Raw genomic sequence first — 16,345 nt, 5'->3', positions numbered from 1 at the left:
GCTCAGTTTTCTCGGCGCACAGCGTCCTGTTTAAGGCGGGTCATGAAAGCAACCGAGATATGCTCTTTCAGAGCTTGTGCCGCTGCGACCTCATCACGGGCGGCAATCGCTTCAACGATGCCCTTGTGTTCGCTCTGAGCAATTTCACCGCGCCCTTGCACGGCCAAAGAGGTCGTCGCCATCAAAGCCATCGTTCGGTGCACCAGATCCAGTTGCTGAACCAGATAACGGTTGTGCGAGGCTAGGTGGATCTGTTCGTGGAACCGGCGGTTGGCACGAGACAGCGCCGTCGGATCGTCTACCAAAGCGTCGTCCGCGGCCACCATGTCCTGCAGAACCTTGATTTCTTCCTCGGTGGCGTGTTTTGCCGCCAGGCTTGCCGCCAGACCTTCCAACTCGCGCCGCACCACGTAAAGCTCGGCCATCTGGTTGTGGTCCAGCGAGGCCACGATCAACGACCGCCCGTCTCGTTCCAGCAGCGACTGCGTTTCCAGACGTTGCAGAGCTTCGCGGATTGGTGTCCGGGATACCCCGAACCGTTCCGCCAGTTCGCTTTCGACCAGCCGGTCGCCGGGCTTGTAAACCCCGACGTCGATCGCTTCCAAGATTAGGCTGTAGGCGTCCCTGTTGGACTGTTTGGACTGGGGCATGGGATGGTTCGTCTCCTCGTTCGGACCTGTCTATCCGTCTCAGCCCCCACCAATCAAGTGCAGCATTGAAAACAGGTTCACAGCGGCCTAAACCCTAGGCATGGTCAAACCTGCTTTTGTTCACGTCACCCAATGGGTGTTCGACCTCGACAATACTCTGTACCCGCCCCATATGCGCCTGTTCGATCAGATCGAGGTGCTGATGACCGACTACGTGGTGCAGGCCATTGGCGTGGACCGGGCCGAGGCGGATCGTTTGCGTTCGCAGTACTGGCGTCAATATGGCACGACGCTGGCGGGTTTGATGGCAGAACATGATCTGGACCCTGACCCATACCTGCATGCCGTACATCAAGTAGACACGAGCCACATGGACCCCGATGCAGAACTGGCAGATCACATACGTTCGCTACCCGGCCGACGGATTGTTTATACAAACGGCAGCGCACCATACGCGGAACGTGTGCTTGAGGCCCGCGGCCTGAGCGGACTTTTCGACGCGATTTATGGCGTTGAACATGCAGGCTACCGCCCTAAACCGGAAAAAGCCGCGTTTGAAGCGATTTTTCAGCAGGATGGCATCGACACGACCAAGGCGGCCATGTTCGAGGATGATCCCCGCAATCTGGCGGCTCCGCACGAAATGGGAATGCGCACTGTCCATGTCGCGCCCGAGCCGCACAAAGCCGACCATATCCACCATCACACGGACGATCTGACCGCGTTCCTCGCCCGGCTGCGATAGGCTGTCGCACTGCGACGTTCTGCACATTTTGCAGGTGCAGCATCGCCCCTATATGCGCCTCAGCGACGAACAGAATCGGAGATATCCATGAGCGCGATCGAGGCCCCTCGGCGCCTGCCAATCTGGCAGCGCCTATTGTTTGCAATTCCCCTGTTTGGCTGGATGGCCAAAGACGCCGCCCATGGCGAGGCCGAAGATTGGGGCTATACCGCCCTGGCGATCTTTAGCATGTGGGGCTGTTCGGCCCTTTTGTTCGGTCTGCCGGGCCTTTACATCCCTGCCGTTATGATGGTGCCGGTGATGTTCCTGATCCTCATCCTCATTTCACGAGGCTGAGACACGGGACAGGATGTCACTTGGCGCGTGCCTTGGAACCGCACTAGGTTCTGCCCAAGATACGGAGACCGAGGCCATGACTGACAGCTGTGACATCCTGATTTCCGGCGGCGGGATCGCCGGGTTGACTGCTGCGGCAGCCCTTGGGACAGCCGGATTCGACGTAGTATGCGTCGACCCCGCGCCACCTATTACCGAACGCGATGTCGACGGGTCTGACATGCGGACCACGGCGTTTCTGCAGCCCGCGCGTGGGCTGCTTGAACAGTGCGGGCTGTGGGAGAAACTGGCCCCACATGCGGCCCCTCTGCAAATCATGCGTATCGTGGATGCAGGCGGCGACGTTCCCGAACCGCGCGTTGTAAGGGACTTTGATGCCGCCGACATTTCGGATCAGCCGTTCGGGTGGAACCTGCCGAACTGGTTGCTGCGCCGCGAGATGGTGAACCGTCTGGCCGAACTTCCAAATGTCGATTTCCGTCCCGGCACCGGAACCGTCAGCCTGTTCACACGTACGGCTCATGCCCGTGTTGGTCTGAGTGATGGCAGCCGCGTTTCCTGCAAACTTGTTGTGGCCGCCGATGGGCGCGGCTCTCCGATGCGCGAAGCAGCCGGAATTCCTGTACAAACAACGCGTTACGGGCAAAAGGCGTTGGCCTTTGCGGTTACGCACCCCATTCCGCACGACAACGTCTCGACCGAGATTCACCGATCCGGCGGCCCCTTCACTCTGGTCCCCCTTCCAGACTGGCAGGGCCAACCTTCGTCCGCAGTTGTGTGGATGGAGCGTGGACCGCGCGCCGTTGAATTGCTGAATTCAGAACCGCAGGCGTTTGAGGCCGCGATGACCGAACGCTCTTGCGGGTTGTTCGGGCCGCTCAAACTCGCGTCACGGCGAACCATCTGGCCAATCATCAGCCAGTCAGCGGAACGTCTGTCCGGGGAAAGGATAGCTTTGATGGCCGAGGCCGCGCATGTCGTGCCGCCTATCGGCGCGCAAGGTTTGAACATGTCGCTGGGCGATCTGCGCAGCCTGCTGGACCTTGCACAGGCACGGCCGGACGGTCTGGGTGACACGCAAATGCTGGATGCCTATCACAAAGCCCGCCACACCGAGATTGCGATGAGGGTCAAAGGCATCGACCTTCTCAACCGCGCCTCCATGATCGAAACGCGCCCGCTGAGAGATGCGCGGGCGATGGGCCTGAATGCTCTCTATTCCTTGCCGCCGGTGCGCAAGACACTGATGCAGATGGGTCTTGGCGTGCGCTGAAGCCCGGCGCTTAAAGAACCTGATCCAGAACACGCCTCAAACGGGCAATCGTTCCATCAACGTCGTAGAGCTTGTCCAGGCCAAACAGACCCAGCCGGAAAGTGCTGAAACCTTCGGGTTCATCACATTGCAGTGGAACACCGGCTGCAATCTGCATGCCCAAGGCAGCAAATTTCTTACCGTTTTGAACTTCGGGATCGGCAGTATAGCTGACCACAACGCCCGGCGCGCCAAAGCCGTCTGCGGCGACTGATATCACGCCTTTGTCCTGTAGCATCGCGCGAACACCGTCCCCCAGCGCCCATTGCGCATCGCGCAGCTTTTCAAACCCATAGTCTTTGGTTTCAACCATCGTATCGTGGAAATCGCGCAATGCGTCCGTCGGCATTGTGGCGTGATAGGCATGTCCACCGGATTCATAGGCCTCCATGATCTGACGCCATTTCTTCAGGTCAATCGCAAAGCTGTCGGACGATGTTTCGTCCAGCCGCGCTTCGGCGCGTTCTGACAACATGACCAATCCAGCGCAGGGCGACGCGCTCCAGCCTTTTTGCGGAGCCGAGATCAAAACATCAACGCCAGTAGCCTTCATATCGACCCAGGCGCACCCGGAGGCGATGCAGTCCAGAACCATCAACGCACCAACTTCATGAGCGGCGCTGGCCATCGCCGTCACATACCCATCTGGTAGAATGACACCCGCCGACGTTTCCACATGGGGCGCAAAAACCACTTCGGGCCGCTGTTCACGAATGGCCGAGACAACCTCCTCAATCGGGGCTGGGGCAAAAGGCGAAGGGCTGGAGTTCCCCACCTGTCGAGCCTTGAGCACCGTCGACGACGCCGTCAGACCACCAGTCTCAATGATCTGGCTCCACCGATAGGAAAACCACCCATTCCGAACAACCAGTACATTCTTGTCGCGTGCGAATTGGCGGGCAACGGCTTCCATCCCGAAAGTACCCCCGCCGGGAATAATCGCGACGGCATCCGCGTTGTAGACGTCTTTCAACATCCCCGAAATACCGCGCATAATCAGTTGAAACTGGACAGACATGTGATTCAAGGACCGATCCGTGAAAACAACCGAGAACTCCTCGAGCCCGTTGGGATCAACCGTATCCAATAGCGCTGGCATGATTTGTCCTTTCAAATTGTGTCGGCGACCAGGGGAATGAAACCATCCTCGACAGGCCAGCCCCTTACTTTCGCCACTTGACCCCAGTGAAGGTGGCAACATCAACAGAAAATTCACCCTTACCGCACGGAAATTGCCCGATAAACAACGCCAAGCAGGGCCAGCGACCTTTACACTGTTACGTGTTTCTGACCAGATAAGCTCACTTTATAGAAGAAAGGTATTTTTGGACGTGACGGCACAAAAACGGATAAGTTTTCAGGTTGTACGTGACGAGGTTAAAAGGCAGATCGAAACGCGTGTGTGGCCACAAGGCTCATTGCTGCCTACCGAAACGCAACTCGCAGAAGAATTTAATTGTGCGCGCGCCACTGTGAACCGAGCTTTGCGCGAATTGGCTGAACAAGGGTTCGTCGAGAGAAAGCGCAAAAGTGGAACGCGCGTCAAGAAAGAGCCAAGCAAGCATGCGAAACTTGAGTTTTCTCTGGCGCGACAGACTGTTGAAAACCAGAACTCCACCTACCGCTACTCACTGGTGGAAAGAAACGTCGAGACAAGCCCCGGCTGGCTGGCGTCGCAACTTGGCGTTTCGCCCGACGTACCGGTCCTGCATGTTATTTGTATGCACTACGCAGATAACCGTCCGTTTCAGTTGGAAGAACGCTGGATCAACATCAACGCCGTTCCAGAGGTTGAGCACGCAGATTTGGGCACGCACGGCCCGCATGAATGGTTGTTGAGCGCCGCGCCGTTCACCGAAGCCGAAGTCGCATTCAGTGCAGTTTCGGCAGACAGTCGCCTTGCCGAATTCATGGGAACAACAGCCGGGGCGTCGATGATCCAGCTCGAACGCACCACTTGGAAAGATGGACAACCGATGACCTTTGCGCGGATGACCCATCATCCGGGGTATTGCTTCCGCACTAAATACTGACCTATCCGATTGGTCCAGGCAGGCGTTCTTCACTCAGAAGAACGTTTGCTTCCACGTCTCCGGCACCGGGCAAGGTCATGATCCGCCGCCGCAGAACACGTTCAAAGTCCGCCAAATCGCGCGCGACGACTCGTAGGCGGTAATCATACAGCCCCAGAACATGCTCGACTGTTTGGACTTCGGGGATCGCGCTTACCGCGCGTTCAAAGTCCTCAAGACTGACCTGCCCTTTGCGTGCCAATTTCACCCCAAGGAACACGGTCACGCCAAAACCCAGCGCTTCTGCGTTCAAACGCAGACGACGCCCCTTTATCACTCCGGCGTCTTCCAGCCTGCGAATGCGGCGCCACGTGGCGGGTTGCGATAGTCCCAGCTTACGCCCCAGCGCCCCTGCGCTTTGCGATGCCTCTTGCACCAAAGCGCGGAGGATTTTGCGGTCGATCTCATCCAATTCAGTCATACCGGAAGAACCACTTCGCTTTTGACGCGCGCGATATGCATCAGGGCCTCGATATCCGCGATATGCGGAAGGGTCAGAATCTGATCCCGATAGAGCTGCTGATAATGGGACATATCCCGCGCCAAGACCGACAGCCGCACATCCACCCGGCCAAGAAACGTCTGAATCTCTATGACCTCGGCGACCTGACGTGCGGCTGCTGTGAACTCGTCAAATGCGCGGGGTTGCGTTTTATCCAGCGTGACCCGGAGAGACACTTCCACAGCATATCCCAGCGCGGCCCAATCGATGACGGCCTCCTGCCCTTCGATCACGCCGGCTTCCTGCATCTTCTCTATGCGACGCCAACACAGGCTTGCGCTAATGCGGCTGCGTTCGGCCAATTCCGCAGTGGACAAGCTGGGATCAGATTGAAAGTGGCGCAGGATTCGCCGATCTATGTCATCAAGCATGATTTTTCGCAATTATCGCAATCGAGCGAATAAATTCTCACAAACCAAGTGGAATAACAAGGGAAACGCTATCGCCATCCCTAAAGATGACTAGTAGAACCGTCGCCAAGTTAAACAGAAAGGACCAGCGACATGCGCGTCTATTACGATCGCGATTGCGACATCAACCTGATCAAAGACAAGAAAGTGGCCATCCTGGGCTACGGCAGCCAAGGCCACGCCCACGCACTGAACCTGCGTGACTCGGGCGCCAAGAACCTGGTCGTCGCGCTGCGCGAAGGCTCGGCATCTGCCAAGAAAGCCGAAGCCGAAGGTCTGACCGTGATGGGCATCGCGGAAGCCGCCGCTTGGTGTGATGTCATCATGTTCACCATGCCCGACGAACTGCAGGCCGAAACCTACAAGAAATACGTGCATGACAACATCAAGCCCGGCTCGGCCATCGCCTTCGCCCACGGCCTGAACGTCCACTTTGGCCTGATCGAGCCGAAAGAAGGCGTCGACGTCATCATGATGGCCCCCAAAGGCCCAGGTCACACCGTGCGCGGCGAATATGTCAAAGGCGGCGGCGTTCCCTGCTTGGTTGCCGTGGACAACGACGCGACCGGCAAGGCGCTGGAAATTGGTCTGTCCTACTGCTCGGCCATCGGTGGCGGTCGCTCGGGCATCATCGAAACCAACTTCCGCGAAGAATGTGAAACCGACCTGTTCGGTGAACAGGCTGTTCTGTGCGGCGGTCTGGTTGAGCTGATCCGCTGTGGCTTTGAAACACTGGTCGAGGCAGGCTATGCGCCTGAGATGGCATATTTCGAGTGTCTGCACGAAGTGAAGCTGATCGTTGACCTGATCTATGAAGGCGGCATCGCCAACATGGATTACTCGATCTCGAACACCGCTGAGTACGGCCAGTACGTGACCGGCCCGCGTATCCTGAAATACGACGAGACCAAAGCGCGTATGAAAGAGGTTCTGAACGACATCCAGCAGGGTAAATTCGTTCGTGACTTCATGCTGGAAAACGCCGTTGGCCAGCCGACCATCAAAGCGTCGCGCCGCGCCAATGACGAGCACATGATCGAGGAAACCGGTGCCAAACTGCGCGCCATGATGCCCTGGATCTCGGCCGGTAAAATGGTCGACAAGGAAAAGAACTGATCCTTTTGGGATAGTGCGAAAAGGCGGCCCACGGGTCGCCTTTTTTGTCGGGGCCGGAGGGCGCAAATGGTCGATCAACCCACATCCCGCGACTGGAGCGGCGTTTTCTCTCTGGGCCTGATCTGGGGCGGCACATTCATGGTCGTCGCCATGGCGCTTGAGGGGTACGGACCGATCACTGTCGCAACCGCCCGCACCACTTTGGGCGCGGTGACATTGCTGGGGCTGATGGCCGTCACAAAACGACGATTGCCGGGATTTTCCTTGGGGCTGTGGTGGTCGATAGTGATCATCGGCATCCTGTCCTCGGCCCTACCCTTCCTGCTGCTGAGCTGGGGTCAGCAACATGTACCATCAGCCTTTGCCGGCCTGTCGATGGCCGCGATCCCCCTGATGGTTCTGCCGCTGGCGCATTTCTTCTCGGATGAGCCAATGAATGCACGTCGGTTCCTGGGCGTCTGCCTGGGGTTTTCTGGCGCGCTGGTGCTGATCGGACCGGGATTGGCGCAAATCGGACAAGGCGCGGAACCTTTGGCGCAATTGGCCTGCGTCAGCGCCGCACTGTGCTACGCCTGCGCGTCCATCTTCACACGACGGTGCCCGCCGATTGATCCAGTGGTTCTGGCCGCCCTGACCCTATTGGTTGGCGCGATCATATTGCTTCCCATCATGCTGATGACCGAAGGATTACCGGCTTGGGAAGGCACTCGTCCAAGCCTCGCCATCATCGCACTGGGCCTGGTGCCAACGGCGCTCGCCACCTTGCTGCGCGTTTCAATCATTCGCAGTGCGGGATCGGTCTTTCTGACGCTGGTGAATTACCAAGTGCCGATCTGGTCGATGGTTTTTGGCGCATGGATTTTGTCCGAAGCCTTGCCCCTTCGGTTCTTTGTCGCCCTTGCCATGATCCTGACCGGATTGGCGATCAGCCAGTGGTTCAGCCTGCGCAAGATGTTGTTCGGCCGTTAACCTGCGACGGCCTCAACTTCCGCCACAATCCCATCCACAACTTGCGTCAACAGGGCGTCATCCTCACACTCTGCCATAACGCGGATCAAAGGCTCAGTGCCGGACTTGCGGATCAGCAGACGACCCTGCCCGTTCAAACGCGCTTCGGCGTCTGCGATCGCGGCTTGAACGCTTGCGACTTCAAGCGGAGTTTGCCCATCTGCGTAACGCACGTTTTTCAGCAATTGCGGAACGGTCTCAAATTGCACCGAAAGCTCTGACGCCTTGCGACCGGATTGAACCATTTCAGCAAGGAAATGCAGCCCGGCCATCAGACCGTCGCCGGTCGTAGCATAGTCGCTCATGACGATGTGGCCGGATTGCTCGCCACCCAGATTGAACCCGCCTTCGCGCATCCGCTCAACCACATAGCGGTCACCGACCGCCGTTCGTTCCAATCGCAAACCCTGAGCGGTGAGATGCCTCTCCAACCCGAGGTTGGACATGACGGTTGCAACCAAAGCGCCGCCCCGCAGCAGGTCCGACTTGGCCCAGCACGTAGCCAGCAGAGCCATCAATTGGTCACCGTCGGCCACCTGCCCGTGCTCATCAATCATGACAACGCGATCAGCATCACCATCGAGGCATATCCCAACGTCTGCGCCATGTGCGACCACCGTTTCGGCGGCCAGCCGGGGCTTTGTTGAACCGCAATTCAAGTTGATGTTCTTACCGTCAGGCGTGACGCCGACCGGAATGACTTCGGCCCCCAGCTCCCAAAGAACTTCGGGGGCGGTTCGGTGCGCTGCGCCGTTTGCGCAGTCCACTACCACTTTTAGACCATCCAGACGCAAATCGCGGGGCAGCGACGACTTAACACGCTCACCATAGCGAAAACGCGCGTCATCTACTCGCCTGGCACGCCCGATGTTCTGCGCTTGCGCGGGCCTTACCCCTTCTTCGATCAACTTCTCGATCTCAACCTCTGCCTGATCGGACAACTTGAACCCGTCAGGCCCAAAGAACTTGATCCCGTTATCCTCGGCCGGATTGTGACTGGCTGAAATCATAACACCCAGATCGGCGCGCATCGACCGAGTCATCAGGCCCACGGCTGGCGTAGGAACTGGTCCCAACAGCAACACGTTCATACCCGTCGAGGTCAGACCCGCGGTCAGTGCGTTTTCCAGCATGTACCCTGACAGCCGGGTATCTTTACCAATTACAACGCGGTGCGCGCGGGACTGGTCCCTGCGAAAATACCGCCCGGCCGCTGCTCCGATACGTAGAGCCATCTCAGCGGTTATCGGATGCGTGTTCGCGGTGCCCCGCACCCCGTCGGTTCCGAACAGCTTACGCATAGATGTCACTCCGTAATTTCTTGCCTGTAGATGGCTTACCGGACGGCGGCCCAAAGACGCAAGGCTTGAGCCGTCTCGGTGACGTCATGAACCCGCAGGATCTGCACCCCTTGTGCCAGACCTGCCAACCCAACCGCAATCGACCCCGGCGCACGAGCGTCCTTGCGCGTCTCTTTGCCGATCTGACCGATAAAGCCCTTGCGCGATACACCCAACAGGATCGGGCAACCCAGCCCGTGAAACAGACTAAGGTTTTGAAGCAGCGTCAGGTTATGGGCCTCGGACTTGCCAAACCCGATCCCCGGATCAACCAGAACCTTGCTTCGATCCAGCCCTAAACCTTCCAGATAAGCCACTTGGTTCTCTAGAAAATCATACACGTCCAGCAGCACGTCGTCATAGGTGGGATTATCCTGCATCGTGGCCGGATCGCCCTGCATATGCATCACGCAAACCGGCGCACCGACCTCGGCACAAAACGGGGCCAGTTGCGGATCAAAAGTAAAACCCGAGACATCGTTGATCAGCCCCGCGCCTGCCTCCCACGCGGCCTTTGCAACAGCAGATTTGCGCGTATCGATGGATATCAGTGCGTTCGTTTCAGCCCGGATTGCCCTGATCAGAGGTTCAGTCCGCGCGATTTCCTCGGCTTCTGGCACGAAAGAGGCACCGGGTCGCGTCGATTCACCGCCGATATCCAGAATACTTGCGTCATGGGCGACCATCGCACGGGCAGCCGCCTGCGCCGCGTTGACGGAGTTGTGCACCCCACCGTCCGAGAAACTGTCTGGTGTGGCGTTCAGGATGCCCATGATCTGCGGACGGTCCATCGCCAGACCTGCAACCGGCTGGCGTGGCCTCGTCAAGCGATCCAAAACCTGATCGGGCACTTCGGCTGCGGGAAGGACAATAGGCGCATCCGTGCGGCTTAGCCGTTCCACATGAGAAAACCAGAGCTGCTGCCCGGCCAAGGCCACTGCCCCATCGGGACGAGCCGGTCCGTGCTGAACCAGTGGTCGGTAGTATGCTGTCACAGTCGGGCCTGATCCACGGGCACAGCGCGCAGCGGGGTTTTTGGCGCTTCGGGCAAATCTCCGCCAATTACCATCATCTCGCTTGCCTCGAAGGTCGCGGCGAACCACGCAGCCAATGCAACCGCATCAGACGGAGCCGCAGACGGTCCATCCACCGCATCCAGAACAATCTTGGACGGTGCCCAAACGCAGATTTGGCCGTTCTTCATAGCCCAGTCCAACTCGGTTCGGGTCGACACGACGACGCAACGGTGATCCCGCGCAGCCAACACCCACGCATTCTGTTCGATGGCAAGAAGGTCGATCCGGCGCTGTGTCATCGCGTGCCCTGTTTGCGAAACCGCTATATCCGCAGCGCCAACACACAGGATCAACGGACGTTTGCGGTTTTCCAGTTGATCAATCCAACCGGTCAGATTGTCAGACGCAATGGCCTCGTTCGACAGGAAAACCAGCCGGGGATGCGGGCGTTCTTCCTCGACCAGATCATGGTGAACCATGTCCCGACCACGCACGATTTCGACACCCAAGGCCCCCGGACCGCGATCCAGTTTTTCTATTCTAACAAAAGCTCTTACAGCCTGAGGCTCAAGCAAAATCCGTTCCGCTATTCGATCGGCCAGTGTCTCCAGCAGGTTCAGACGCTCGGCAGCCAGTTCGTAGGCGATCGCCTCGGTCACACGGTCATAGGACAGAATCCGGTCAACATCATCGTCGATAGGATTCGTCAGAGGGCGCACTTCGACCACGATGTTAAAGCAGATGCGCTGCGTCGTGCCGCGTTCCGCCTGAAACGCGCCGATCTCAACCTCGACAATATGGTCGCGCAGGGAAATGCGGTCCAATGGCCCCCGAGTGGCAGTTGCCTCGGACCGCTCAGATGGGTGCGCAAAAGCAAGACGGATTTCGGAACTCATGCAACGGACCTTTTCGGGCTTTTGGGACAGGTTTACCCAAATTAGACGATGCAGGCGCGTATAACACCGCAACAAACGCCTTTCTAGTCGTCGAATGCGGCGTCAGGTGACACGAAACCAGCTCATCATGCCCGAAGCCGCATGTCCAAGCATATGGCAATGCAACAGCCAGTCCCCCGGATTATCGGCCACCAGTGCAATTTGGCGGGTTTGCCCACGCTCAACCAAAACAGTATCGCGCCATGGGCCCAGAGTTCCGTCCTGAAGGATCAGGCGAAAATGGTGACCGTGTAGGTGCATGGCGTGCGGAAACGCAGTCTCGTTGACGAACTCAATCCTATGAGTAGTTCCCTTTTGAGCATCCAGAAACGGCTCTGCCGGTCGCTCGGCATCGCCGTTTAACGCCCAGAACCGCCCGAGTTGAGCCAATTCCTGCCCCGAAAGCTCTGACTCACCGATCCTTGCCGATTCCAGCCAACGCATCGCGCCGCCCTGCATCTCCATTCGATGCAACGGCACATTTTCCGCCGAGGCGTCGGGCATCTGGTTCGGGACCAATGGGGTAATTCCGGTTCGCGCAGTTTTCGACGGGCCGGTCACGTCGAACCGAACCAGCCCATAGCTACCGTCCCTTTCAAAACTCACGAGGTTCGCAACCGAGGAGGACTCGGCCCGGACATCCACGATCAGGTCCGTCCTTTGCGCTGGAGCCAAAGGAAATCTGTCGCTAACCGCTAATGGAACTTCTAACGGCATTCCGTCAAGCGCAACAATCCAACCGCTCAGTCCATCCAGCCCAAGATCAAATATTCGAGCATTGGAGGCGTTGATCAGGCGCAAACGCAGCCTTTCACCACCCCCTACCGAATAGACGGGATCAAACCGGCCATTGACAGAAACCAGATTGCCCAGTCGTCCCGCGTGGCTCAGGTCATGACCATTCCCAAAATCGTCCATGATTTGTGCGGTTTCAGGGTTCAACCGCCAATCATCCAACATCAAGGTCAGATCACGGTCGACGTCCGGCGCGACTGCTTCTTCAACGATCAACGGCCCGTACAGCCCCCGCGCGACCTGCTCCATCGAGCGATTATGCGCGTGATACCAATATGTTCCGGCATCCGGCACCTTGAAATCATAGTCAAAATGAGAGCCCGTCGGAACAACATCCTGAGTCAGGCCCGGGACACCGTCCATTGCGTTGTCGATGCGAATCCCGTGCCAATGAACGGTCGTCGGTTGAGGCAAAGTGTTCGACAATCTTCGCTGAACCCGCGCGCCTTGCGACACCCGGATTTCCGGGCCGGGCACCTGACCGCCATATGTCCAGACGCGGGTCTCGGAAAACCCGTCCGGGGCGATCTGTTGCGCTGTTTCCTTGGCGACAAGCGCAGGGTAAGAAGCCCACCCAAAATTAGGCAGAGCGACCGCCGCTGCAGTCGTTTGCATGAATTGTCTGCGGTTCAAAGTCATTGCGGGCCTCCCGGCCCGCAACATAAGACAAAAAACACCCCGCGCCAGCAAGCTTCCAGCGCGGGTGCGTCAGTTAGTTGCTCGCTGTCCGATAGTTGTGACGATAGAAAATGTGCACACCAATGCGCGCCGTTTCCTTGTACACACGCGACCAGGAAGGACGAACCGCGGTGGTATGATAGTGCGTAGCACCTTCGGTCATGTCGTTGACAACACCGTCAATGGCCGCCCGCGCAACTTTCGATACGCGTTCATACGCCTTTTTCTCGTTGATCACTTCCTTGAGGCCATCGCAGGTATAGGTGAACTGGCATTGGTACTTCTTGCCTGTTCCCTGCTTGATCACGCCGCACAGCGAATCTGGAAAGCGGCTGCTTTTGACCCTGTTCAGGATCACTTCAGCCACGGCGAACTGGCCGCGAACACTTTCGCCACGCGCCTCAAAGTACAGCGCCTCGGCCAGACATTTAAAGTGCTCATCCCCGGTTGCGGCCGGAAGTTTATCCAGCCAATCCTTGGAATAGGACATTTTCATCGGTTCATCCGATTTTCGCGGCTTGAACAGATTTAGGTATTCACGGAAATTCTGACCGGGCGGTTCGCTCCGCGTCACAAGTTCACGCTTGGCAGTATCAGTGGATTCCCTCTCAGCGACGGAAACACTCGGCAGCACGGTTGCTGCCAATGTGGCAACAGCCATTATGTATCGTAGCATCAGATAACCTCGCACAGGCACGTTCCGCGCCATACCCTCCCCCGGCGGGCGCGACGAGCCTGATACCGAATTGAATCGGAAACGTCCAGTTTTCGTGCAATAGCAAGTGGAAAATCGCCGTTACGTCAAAAATGATCGACGACGGCGCTCTTTGTTTCCTACTAATCCTAGCGGAAAGAGTAAGTGTCAACCCCCAAGTCTGGACGAAATCGCTAATTGTGCGGCAGCCAGCCGAGCGACCGGAACGCGGAACGGAGAACAGGACACATAGTCGAATCCCAGCTCTCTGCAGATGGCGATTGATTCGGGGTTGCCCCCGTGTTCACCGCAAACCGACAAAGTCACGTCCGGTTGGGCCTGCCTGCCACGCTCGGAGCCCAGTCTCAGCAGTTCGCCTACGCCATCCGGGTCAAGCACATGAAACGGGTCTTCGGCAAAGACGCCCTGCCGGACGTATGCGGACATAAAGCGCCCGGCGTCGTCTCGGGAAAGACCATAGGTCATCTGGGTCAGGTCGTTTGTCCCGAAGCTCAGGAACGAGGTCTGCGGCGCGATCTCGTCCGCCCGCAGGCACGCGCGCGGTGTTTCGACCATGACACCCAGACGGTATTCAAACTCCTGCCCTTGCTCGGATGCGACCGAGGCCGCGACGGAATCGATACGGGATTTCACAAGTTCAACCTCACGCTTGGCCGAAACCAGCGGGATCATCACCTCAGGCACCACGGGTGCACCGTTTTTGCTGGCTTCAAGCGTCGCCTCAAAGATCGCACGCGCCTGCATGTCGTAGATTTCAGGGACTGTGACACCCAGACGAACCCCGCGCAGACCCAGCATCGGGTTGTATTCGGTCATGGCCGCAACACGACGCTCGACATCTGAGACCGGCAGGTCCAAAGCCTCGGCCAATTCGCGTTGCCCACCGCGCGTTGTTGGCAAAAACTCGTGCAAGGGCGGGTCAAACAACCGGATGCAGACCGGCTGCCCCTCCATGATACGGAAAAGCTGAACAAAGTCCTCTCGCTGCATCGGCAACAGCCGTTCTAGCACCGCAGCGCGCCCGGATGACGTTTGTGCAAAGATCATCTCGCGCATCACGATCAGACGGCCCGGGTCAAAGAACATATGCTCGGTCCGGCACAGGCCGATCCCCTGCGCCAAGAAATTGCGAGCCGTTTGCGCATCGGCGGGCGTATCAGCGTTTGCGCGGATTGCGATGTCACGCTCGGCATCGGCCCAGCCCATGAGGGTTTGGAAGCAATCGTCCAAAGCAGCCTCTAGCATGGCCGGTTGCCCCACCAGAACTTGCCCGGACGAACCGTCGATTGTCAGGATGTCGCCGGTTTTGAACGCACGCCCATCCGGGGCCGTCAGCAGCTTTTTCTTGGTCTGGAACCGCATCTCTGACGCGCCGACAATACAAGGCAACCCCAATCCGCGCCCGATAACCGCGGCGTGGCTGGTCATCCCGCCCTTTTCTGTCAGAACGGCCACGGCTGCATGCATCCCACGCACGTCCTCGGGCGAGGTTTCGCGGCGGACCAAAATACAAGGCTCTCCTCGGGCTGCGCTCGCCTGCGCTTCGGCAGCGGTAAACACGATTTTGCCTGTCGCAGCGCCGGGGCTGGCGGCGATGCCGGTTGTAAGAACATCCCGTCGCGCTTCTGGGTGAACCTGACGGTGCAGCAATTCGTTCAAAGAGTGCGGATCGACCCGCATTACCGCCTCTTGCGGTGGGATAATGCCGTCTTCAGCCAGACGCACGGCAATGCGCATCGCAGCCCTCGCGCTGCGCTGGACGCGGACGCCATCCAGAATATGAATATGGCCGTTCTCGATGACGAACTCGACCTGCATTTCCTCGCGTAACTTGATACGCATCAGTGCAGCATGTGTTTTGAGCTCTGCAAATGCCTCAGGCGCAACGTCCTCTAACGACTTCCCGCGCGGGTCTTTTTCGAGGTACAGCGCGGCGACACCCTCGCCCAAAGCGTCCCTACCCTGACTCTGGCTTAGGTAGCGGCCGGTTAACTGAGGCAAACCGGTCGTCGGATCAACAAGTTGCAGCACACCTGACCCGCACTCACCCTGCCCAACCCCCGGGATCATTTCCTGAATGACCAGCCCCAGTCCAGCGTCCGCTGGCGCACCTTTGGCCTGGCGCAGAAGACGCGCGGACGTTCCATCCCATGCACGGGCCATCGATCGCAAAACCGCAACCAACTGCTCGCCCCGGTCTTGCGGGAAGGCTTCGTCTGTTTCGTCCTCGTACGCACGCAGCGACTGCCTTAGACCTTCGCGACCGTCAGCGTCGATATCGTCGAACACATCAGCGTCCAGACGCGCAACATGCACGGCATAACTTTGCACAAACCGCAAATACAGCGCCGCCGCTGCTTCGACGCCCATTGAATCCGAAAGATCAACATAGCGCGCATCATTCATCCCGATGTTCAGGATCGCCCCTGGCCCACCCCAATCAGGGTCTTCAGAACTGGGCCGCACACACAAAAGCGCCGATTGATCGAATTGTTCGAGTATCGACTCGATATCGGGAACCTGTCCATTGGCGATCTGTTGAACGGCATCGAAGGACAGGGCCACTGTGCGCGGCACCGGCAGGTCCAGACGGACAAGGCGTTGCAGACATTTCGCCCGGCCACCATGCGTTGTGGTGGCGACAGGCGCAGTCGAAGTAATAAGCGTGGTATGCGGGTTATTCTGCACTGCGGCACCTTTCAAACTGACCGCAGC

16 protein-coding genes are annotated in these 16,345 nt (G+C 58.2%); 6 read left to right on the top strand and 10 right to left on the bottom strand.

The window, feature by feature from the left end:
* Window positions 1-2: 2 nt before the first annotated feature.
* Complete coding sequence (locus ACR0KS_RS03995) at window positions 3-650, bottom strand: GntR family transcriptional regulator (protein WP_170383741.1); 648 nt, start codon at window positions 648-650, stop codon at window positions 3-5.
* A 100-nt stretch (window positions 651-750) separates the two neighbouring features.
* On the opposite strand from ACR0KS_RS03995, the gene ACR0KS_RS03990 reads away from it, so the two are divergent.
* The 3 genes from ACR0KS_RS03990 to ACR0KS_RS03980 all read left to right on the top strand — a co-directional run bounded on the left by ACR0KS_RS03990 (window position 751) and on the right by ACR0KS_RS03980 (window position 3,004).
* Window positions 751-1,395 (top strand): pyrimidine 5'-nucleotidase, encoded by a 645-nt coding sequence (locus ACR0KS_RS03990; RefSeq protein WP_170482567.1) that lies wholly within the window; start codon window positions 751-753, stop codon window positions 1,393-1,395.
* Window positions 1,396-1,482: 87 nt separating this feature from the next.
* A complete protein-coding gene (locus ACR0KS_RS03985) occupies window positions 1,483-1,731 on the top strand; it encodes a hypothetical protein (protein ID WP_170383737.1) in 249 nt (82 codons plus the stop codon).
* A gap of 76 nt (window positions 1,732-1,807) precedes the next feature.
* The gene (locus ACR0KS_RS03980) at window positions 1,808-3,004 is read left to right on the top strand and encodes a UbiH/UbiF family hydroxylase (RefSeq protein ID WP_170562850.1); all 1,197 of its coding nucleotides are present in this window, start codon (window positions 1,808-1,810) and stop codon (window positions 3,002-3,004) included.
* 10 nt (window positions 3,005-3,014) lie between these two features.
* On the opposite strand, the gene ACR0KS_RS03975 is transcribed toward ACR0KS_RS03980, so the two are convergent.
* Window positions 3,015-4,142 (bottom strand): aminotransferase class V-fold PLP-dependent enzyme, encoded by a 1,128-nt coding sequence (locus ACR0KS_RS03975; protein ID WP_170562847.1) that lies wholly within the window; start codon window positions 4,140-4,142, stop codon window positions 3,015-3,017.
* Window positions 4,143-4,275: 133 nt separating this feature from the next.
* Here ACR0KS_RS03975 and ACR0KS_RS03970 point away from each other — a divergent pair, with 133 nt between their 5' ends.
* Complete coding sequence (locus ACR0KS_RS03970; RefSeq protein WP_480693127.1) at window positions 4,276-5,076, top strand: GntR family transcriptional regulator; 801 nt, start codon at window positions 4,276-4,278, stop codon at window positions 5,074-5,076.
* A gap of 1 nt (window position 5,077) precedes the next feature.
* Here ACR0KS_RS03970 and ACR0KS_RS03965 read toward each other — a convergent pair whose 3' ends face one another.
* Together ACR0KS_RS03965 and ACR0KS_RS03960 are read right to left on the bottom strand one after the other, a co-directional pair.
* Window positions 5,078-5,536, bottom strand: a complete 459-nt coding sequence (locus tag ACR0KS_RS03965) for an Lrp/AsnC family transcriptional regulator (protein WP_170383731.1) — start codon at window positions 5,534-5,536, stop codon at window positions 5,078-5,080.
* Window positions 5,533-5,988: an Lrp/AsnC family transcriptional regulator gene (locus tag ACR0KS_RS03960; RefSeq protein ID WP_170383729.1), complete on the bottom strand. Its 456-nt coding sequence runs from the start codon at window positions 5,986-5,988 to the stop codon at window positions 5,533-5,535. Before ACR0KS_RS03960 ends, ACR0KS_RS03965 begins: the two co-directional genes overlap by 4 nt.
* 132 nt (window positions 5,989-6,120) lie before the next feature.
* Between ACR0KS_RS03960 and ilvC the strand changes: the two genes are divergently transcribed.
* The gene (ilvC, locus tag ACR0KS_RS03955) at window positions 6,121-7,143 is read left to right on the top strand and encodes a ketol-acid reductoisomerase (RefSeq protein WP_170383727.1); all 1,023 of its coding nucleotides are present in this window, start codon (window positions 6,121-6,123) and stop codon (window positions 7,141-7,143) included.
* 66 nt (window positions 7,144-7,209) lie between these two features.
* On the top strand, window positions 7,210-8,112 hold the full coding sequence (locus tag ACR0KS_RS03950) for a DMT family transporter (protein ID WP_170562844.1): 903 nt from the start codon (window positions 7,210-7,212) through the stop codon (window positions 8,110-8,112).
* Here the strand turns inward: ACR0KS_RS03950 and glmM are convergent.
* The 6 genes from glmM to ACR0KS_RS03920 form a co-directional block, all read right to left on the bottom strand.
* The gene (gene glmM, locus ACR0KS_RS03945; RefSeq protein ID WP_170562842.1) at window positions 8,109-9,452 is read right to left on the bottom strand and encodes a phosphoglucosamine mutase; all 1,344 of its coding nucleotides are present in this window, start codon (window positions 9,450-9,452) and stop codon (window positions 8,109-8,111) included. The two genes, ACR0KS_RS03950 and glmM, sit on opposite strands and share 4 nt — an antisense overlap.
* Before the next feature lie 35 nt (window positions 9,453-9,487).
* Complete coding sequence (gene folP / locus ACR0KS_RS03940) at window positions 9,488-10,486, bottom strand: dihydropteroate synthase (protein ID WP_170562839.1); 999 nt, start codon at window positions 10,484-10,486, stop codon at window positions 9,488-9,490.
* Window positions 10,483-11,403 carry a dihydroneopterin aldolase gene (locus tag ACR0KS_RS03935; RefSeq protein WP_170562836.1) on the bottom strand — a complete coding sequence of 307 codons (921 nt, stop codon included), beginning with the start codon at window positions 11,401-11,403 and terminating at the stop codon, window positions 10,483-10,485. Before ACR0KS_RS03935 ends, folP begins: the two co-directional genes overlap by 4 nt.
* Before the next feature lie 102 nt (window positions 11,404-11,505).
* Window positions 11,506-12,876, bottom strand: coding sequence for a multicopper oxidase family protein (locus ACR0KS_RS03930; RefSeq protein WP_170562833.1), 1,371 nt, complete (start codon window positions 12,874-12,876; stop codon window positions 11,506-11,508).
* Window positions 12,877-12,949: 73 nt separating this feature from the next.
* Complete coding sequence (locus ACR0KS_RS03925; protein ID WP_170383715.1) at window positions 12,950-13,591, bottom strand: cell wall hydrolase; 642 nt, start codon at window positions 13,589-13,591, stop codon at window positions 12,950-12,952.
* Window positions 13,592-13,777: 186 nt separating this feature from the next.
* Window positions 13,778-16,318, bottom strand: coding sequence for a putative PEP-binding protein (locus tag ACR0KS_RS03920; protein ID WP_480693126.1), 2,541 nt, complete (start codon window positions 16,316-16,318; stop codon window positions 13,778-13,780).
* Window positions 16,319-16,345: the final 27 nt, after the last annotated feature.

It is taken from the genome of Ruegeria sp. BC7 (assembly GCF_056539165.1).
Note: the sequence above shows the minus strand (reverse complement) of the source record. Positions and strands in the feature narration are given on the sequence as shown.

What these genes read in the sequence shown, in the direction of transcription:
- ACR0KS_RS03995 (WP_170383741.1), bottom strand. Translation starts at nt 650, where the DNA reads ATGCCCCAGTCCAAACAGTCCAACAGGGACGCCTACAGCCTAATCTTG.
- ACR0KS_RS03990 (WP_170482567.1), top strand. Translation starts at nt 751, where the DNA reads ATGGTCAAACCTGCTTTTGTTCACGTCACCCAATGGGTGTTCGACCTC.
- ACR0KS_RS03985 (WP_170383737.1), top strand. Translation starts at nt 1,483, where the DNA reads ATGAGCGCGATCGAGGCCCCTCGGCGCCTGCCAATCTGGCAGCGCCTA.
- ACR0KS_RS03980 (WP_170562850.1), top strand. Translation starts at nt 1,808, where the DNA reads ATGACTGACAGCTGTGACATCCTGATTTCCGGCGGCGGGATCGCCGGG.
- ACR0KS_RS03975 (WP_170562847.1), bottom strand. Translation starts at nt 4,142, where the DNA reads ATGCCAGCGCTATTGGATACGGTTGATCCCAACGGGCTCGAGGAGTTC.
- ACR0KS_RS03965 (WP_170383731.1), bottom strand. Translation starts at nt 5,536, where the DNA reads ATGACTGAATTGGATGAGATCGACCGCAAAATCCTCCGCGCTTTGGTG.
- ACR0KS_RS03960 (WP_170383729.1), bottom strand. Translation starts at nt 5,988, where the DNA reads ATGCTTGATGACATAGATCGGCGAATCCTGCGCCACTTTCAATCTGAT.
- ilvC (WP_170383727.1), top strand. Translation starts at nt 6,121, where the DNA reads ATGCGCGTCTATTACGATCGCGATTGCGACATCAACCTGATCAAAGAC.
- ACR0KS_RS03950 (WP_170562844.1), top strand. Translation starts at nt 7,210, where the DNA reads ATGGTCGATCAACCCACATCCCGCGACTGGAGCGGCGTTTTCTCTCTG.
- glmM (WP_170562842.1), bottom strand. Translation starts at nt 9,452, where the DNA reads ATGCGTAAGCTGTTCGGAACCGACGGGGTGCGGGGCACCGCGAACACG.
- ACR0KS_RS03935 (WP_170562836.1), bottom strand. Translation starts at nt 11,403, where the DNA reads ATGAGTTCCGAAATCCGTCTTGCTTTTGCGCACCCATCTGAGCGGTCC.
- ACR0KS_RS03930 (WP_170562833.1), bottom strand. Translation starts at nt 12,876, where the DNA reads ATGACTTTGAACCGCAGACAATTCATGCAAACGACTGCAGCGGCGGTC.
- ACR0KS_RS03925 (WP_170383715.1), bottom strand. Translation starts at nt 13,591, where the DNA reads ATGCTACGATACATAATGGCTGTTGCCACATTGGCAGCAACCGTGCTG.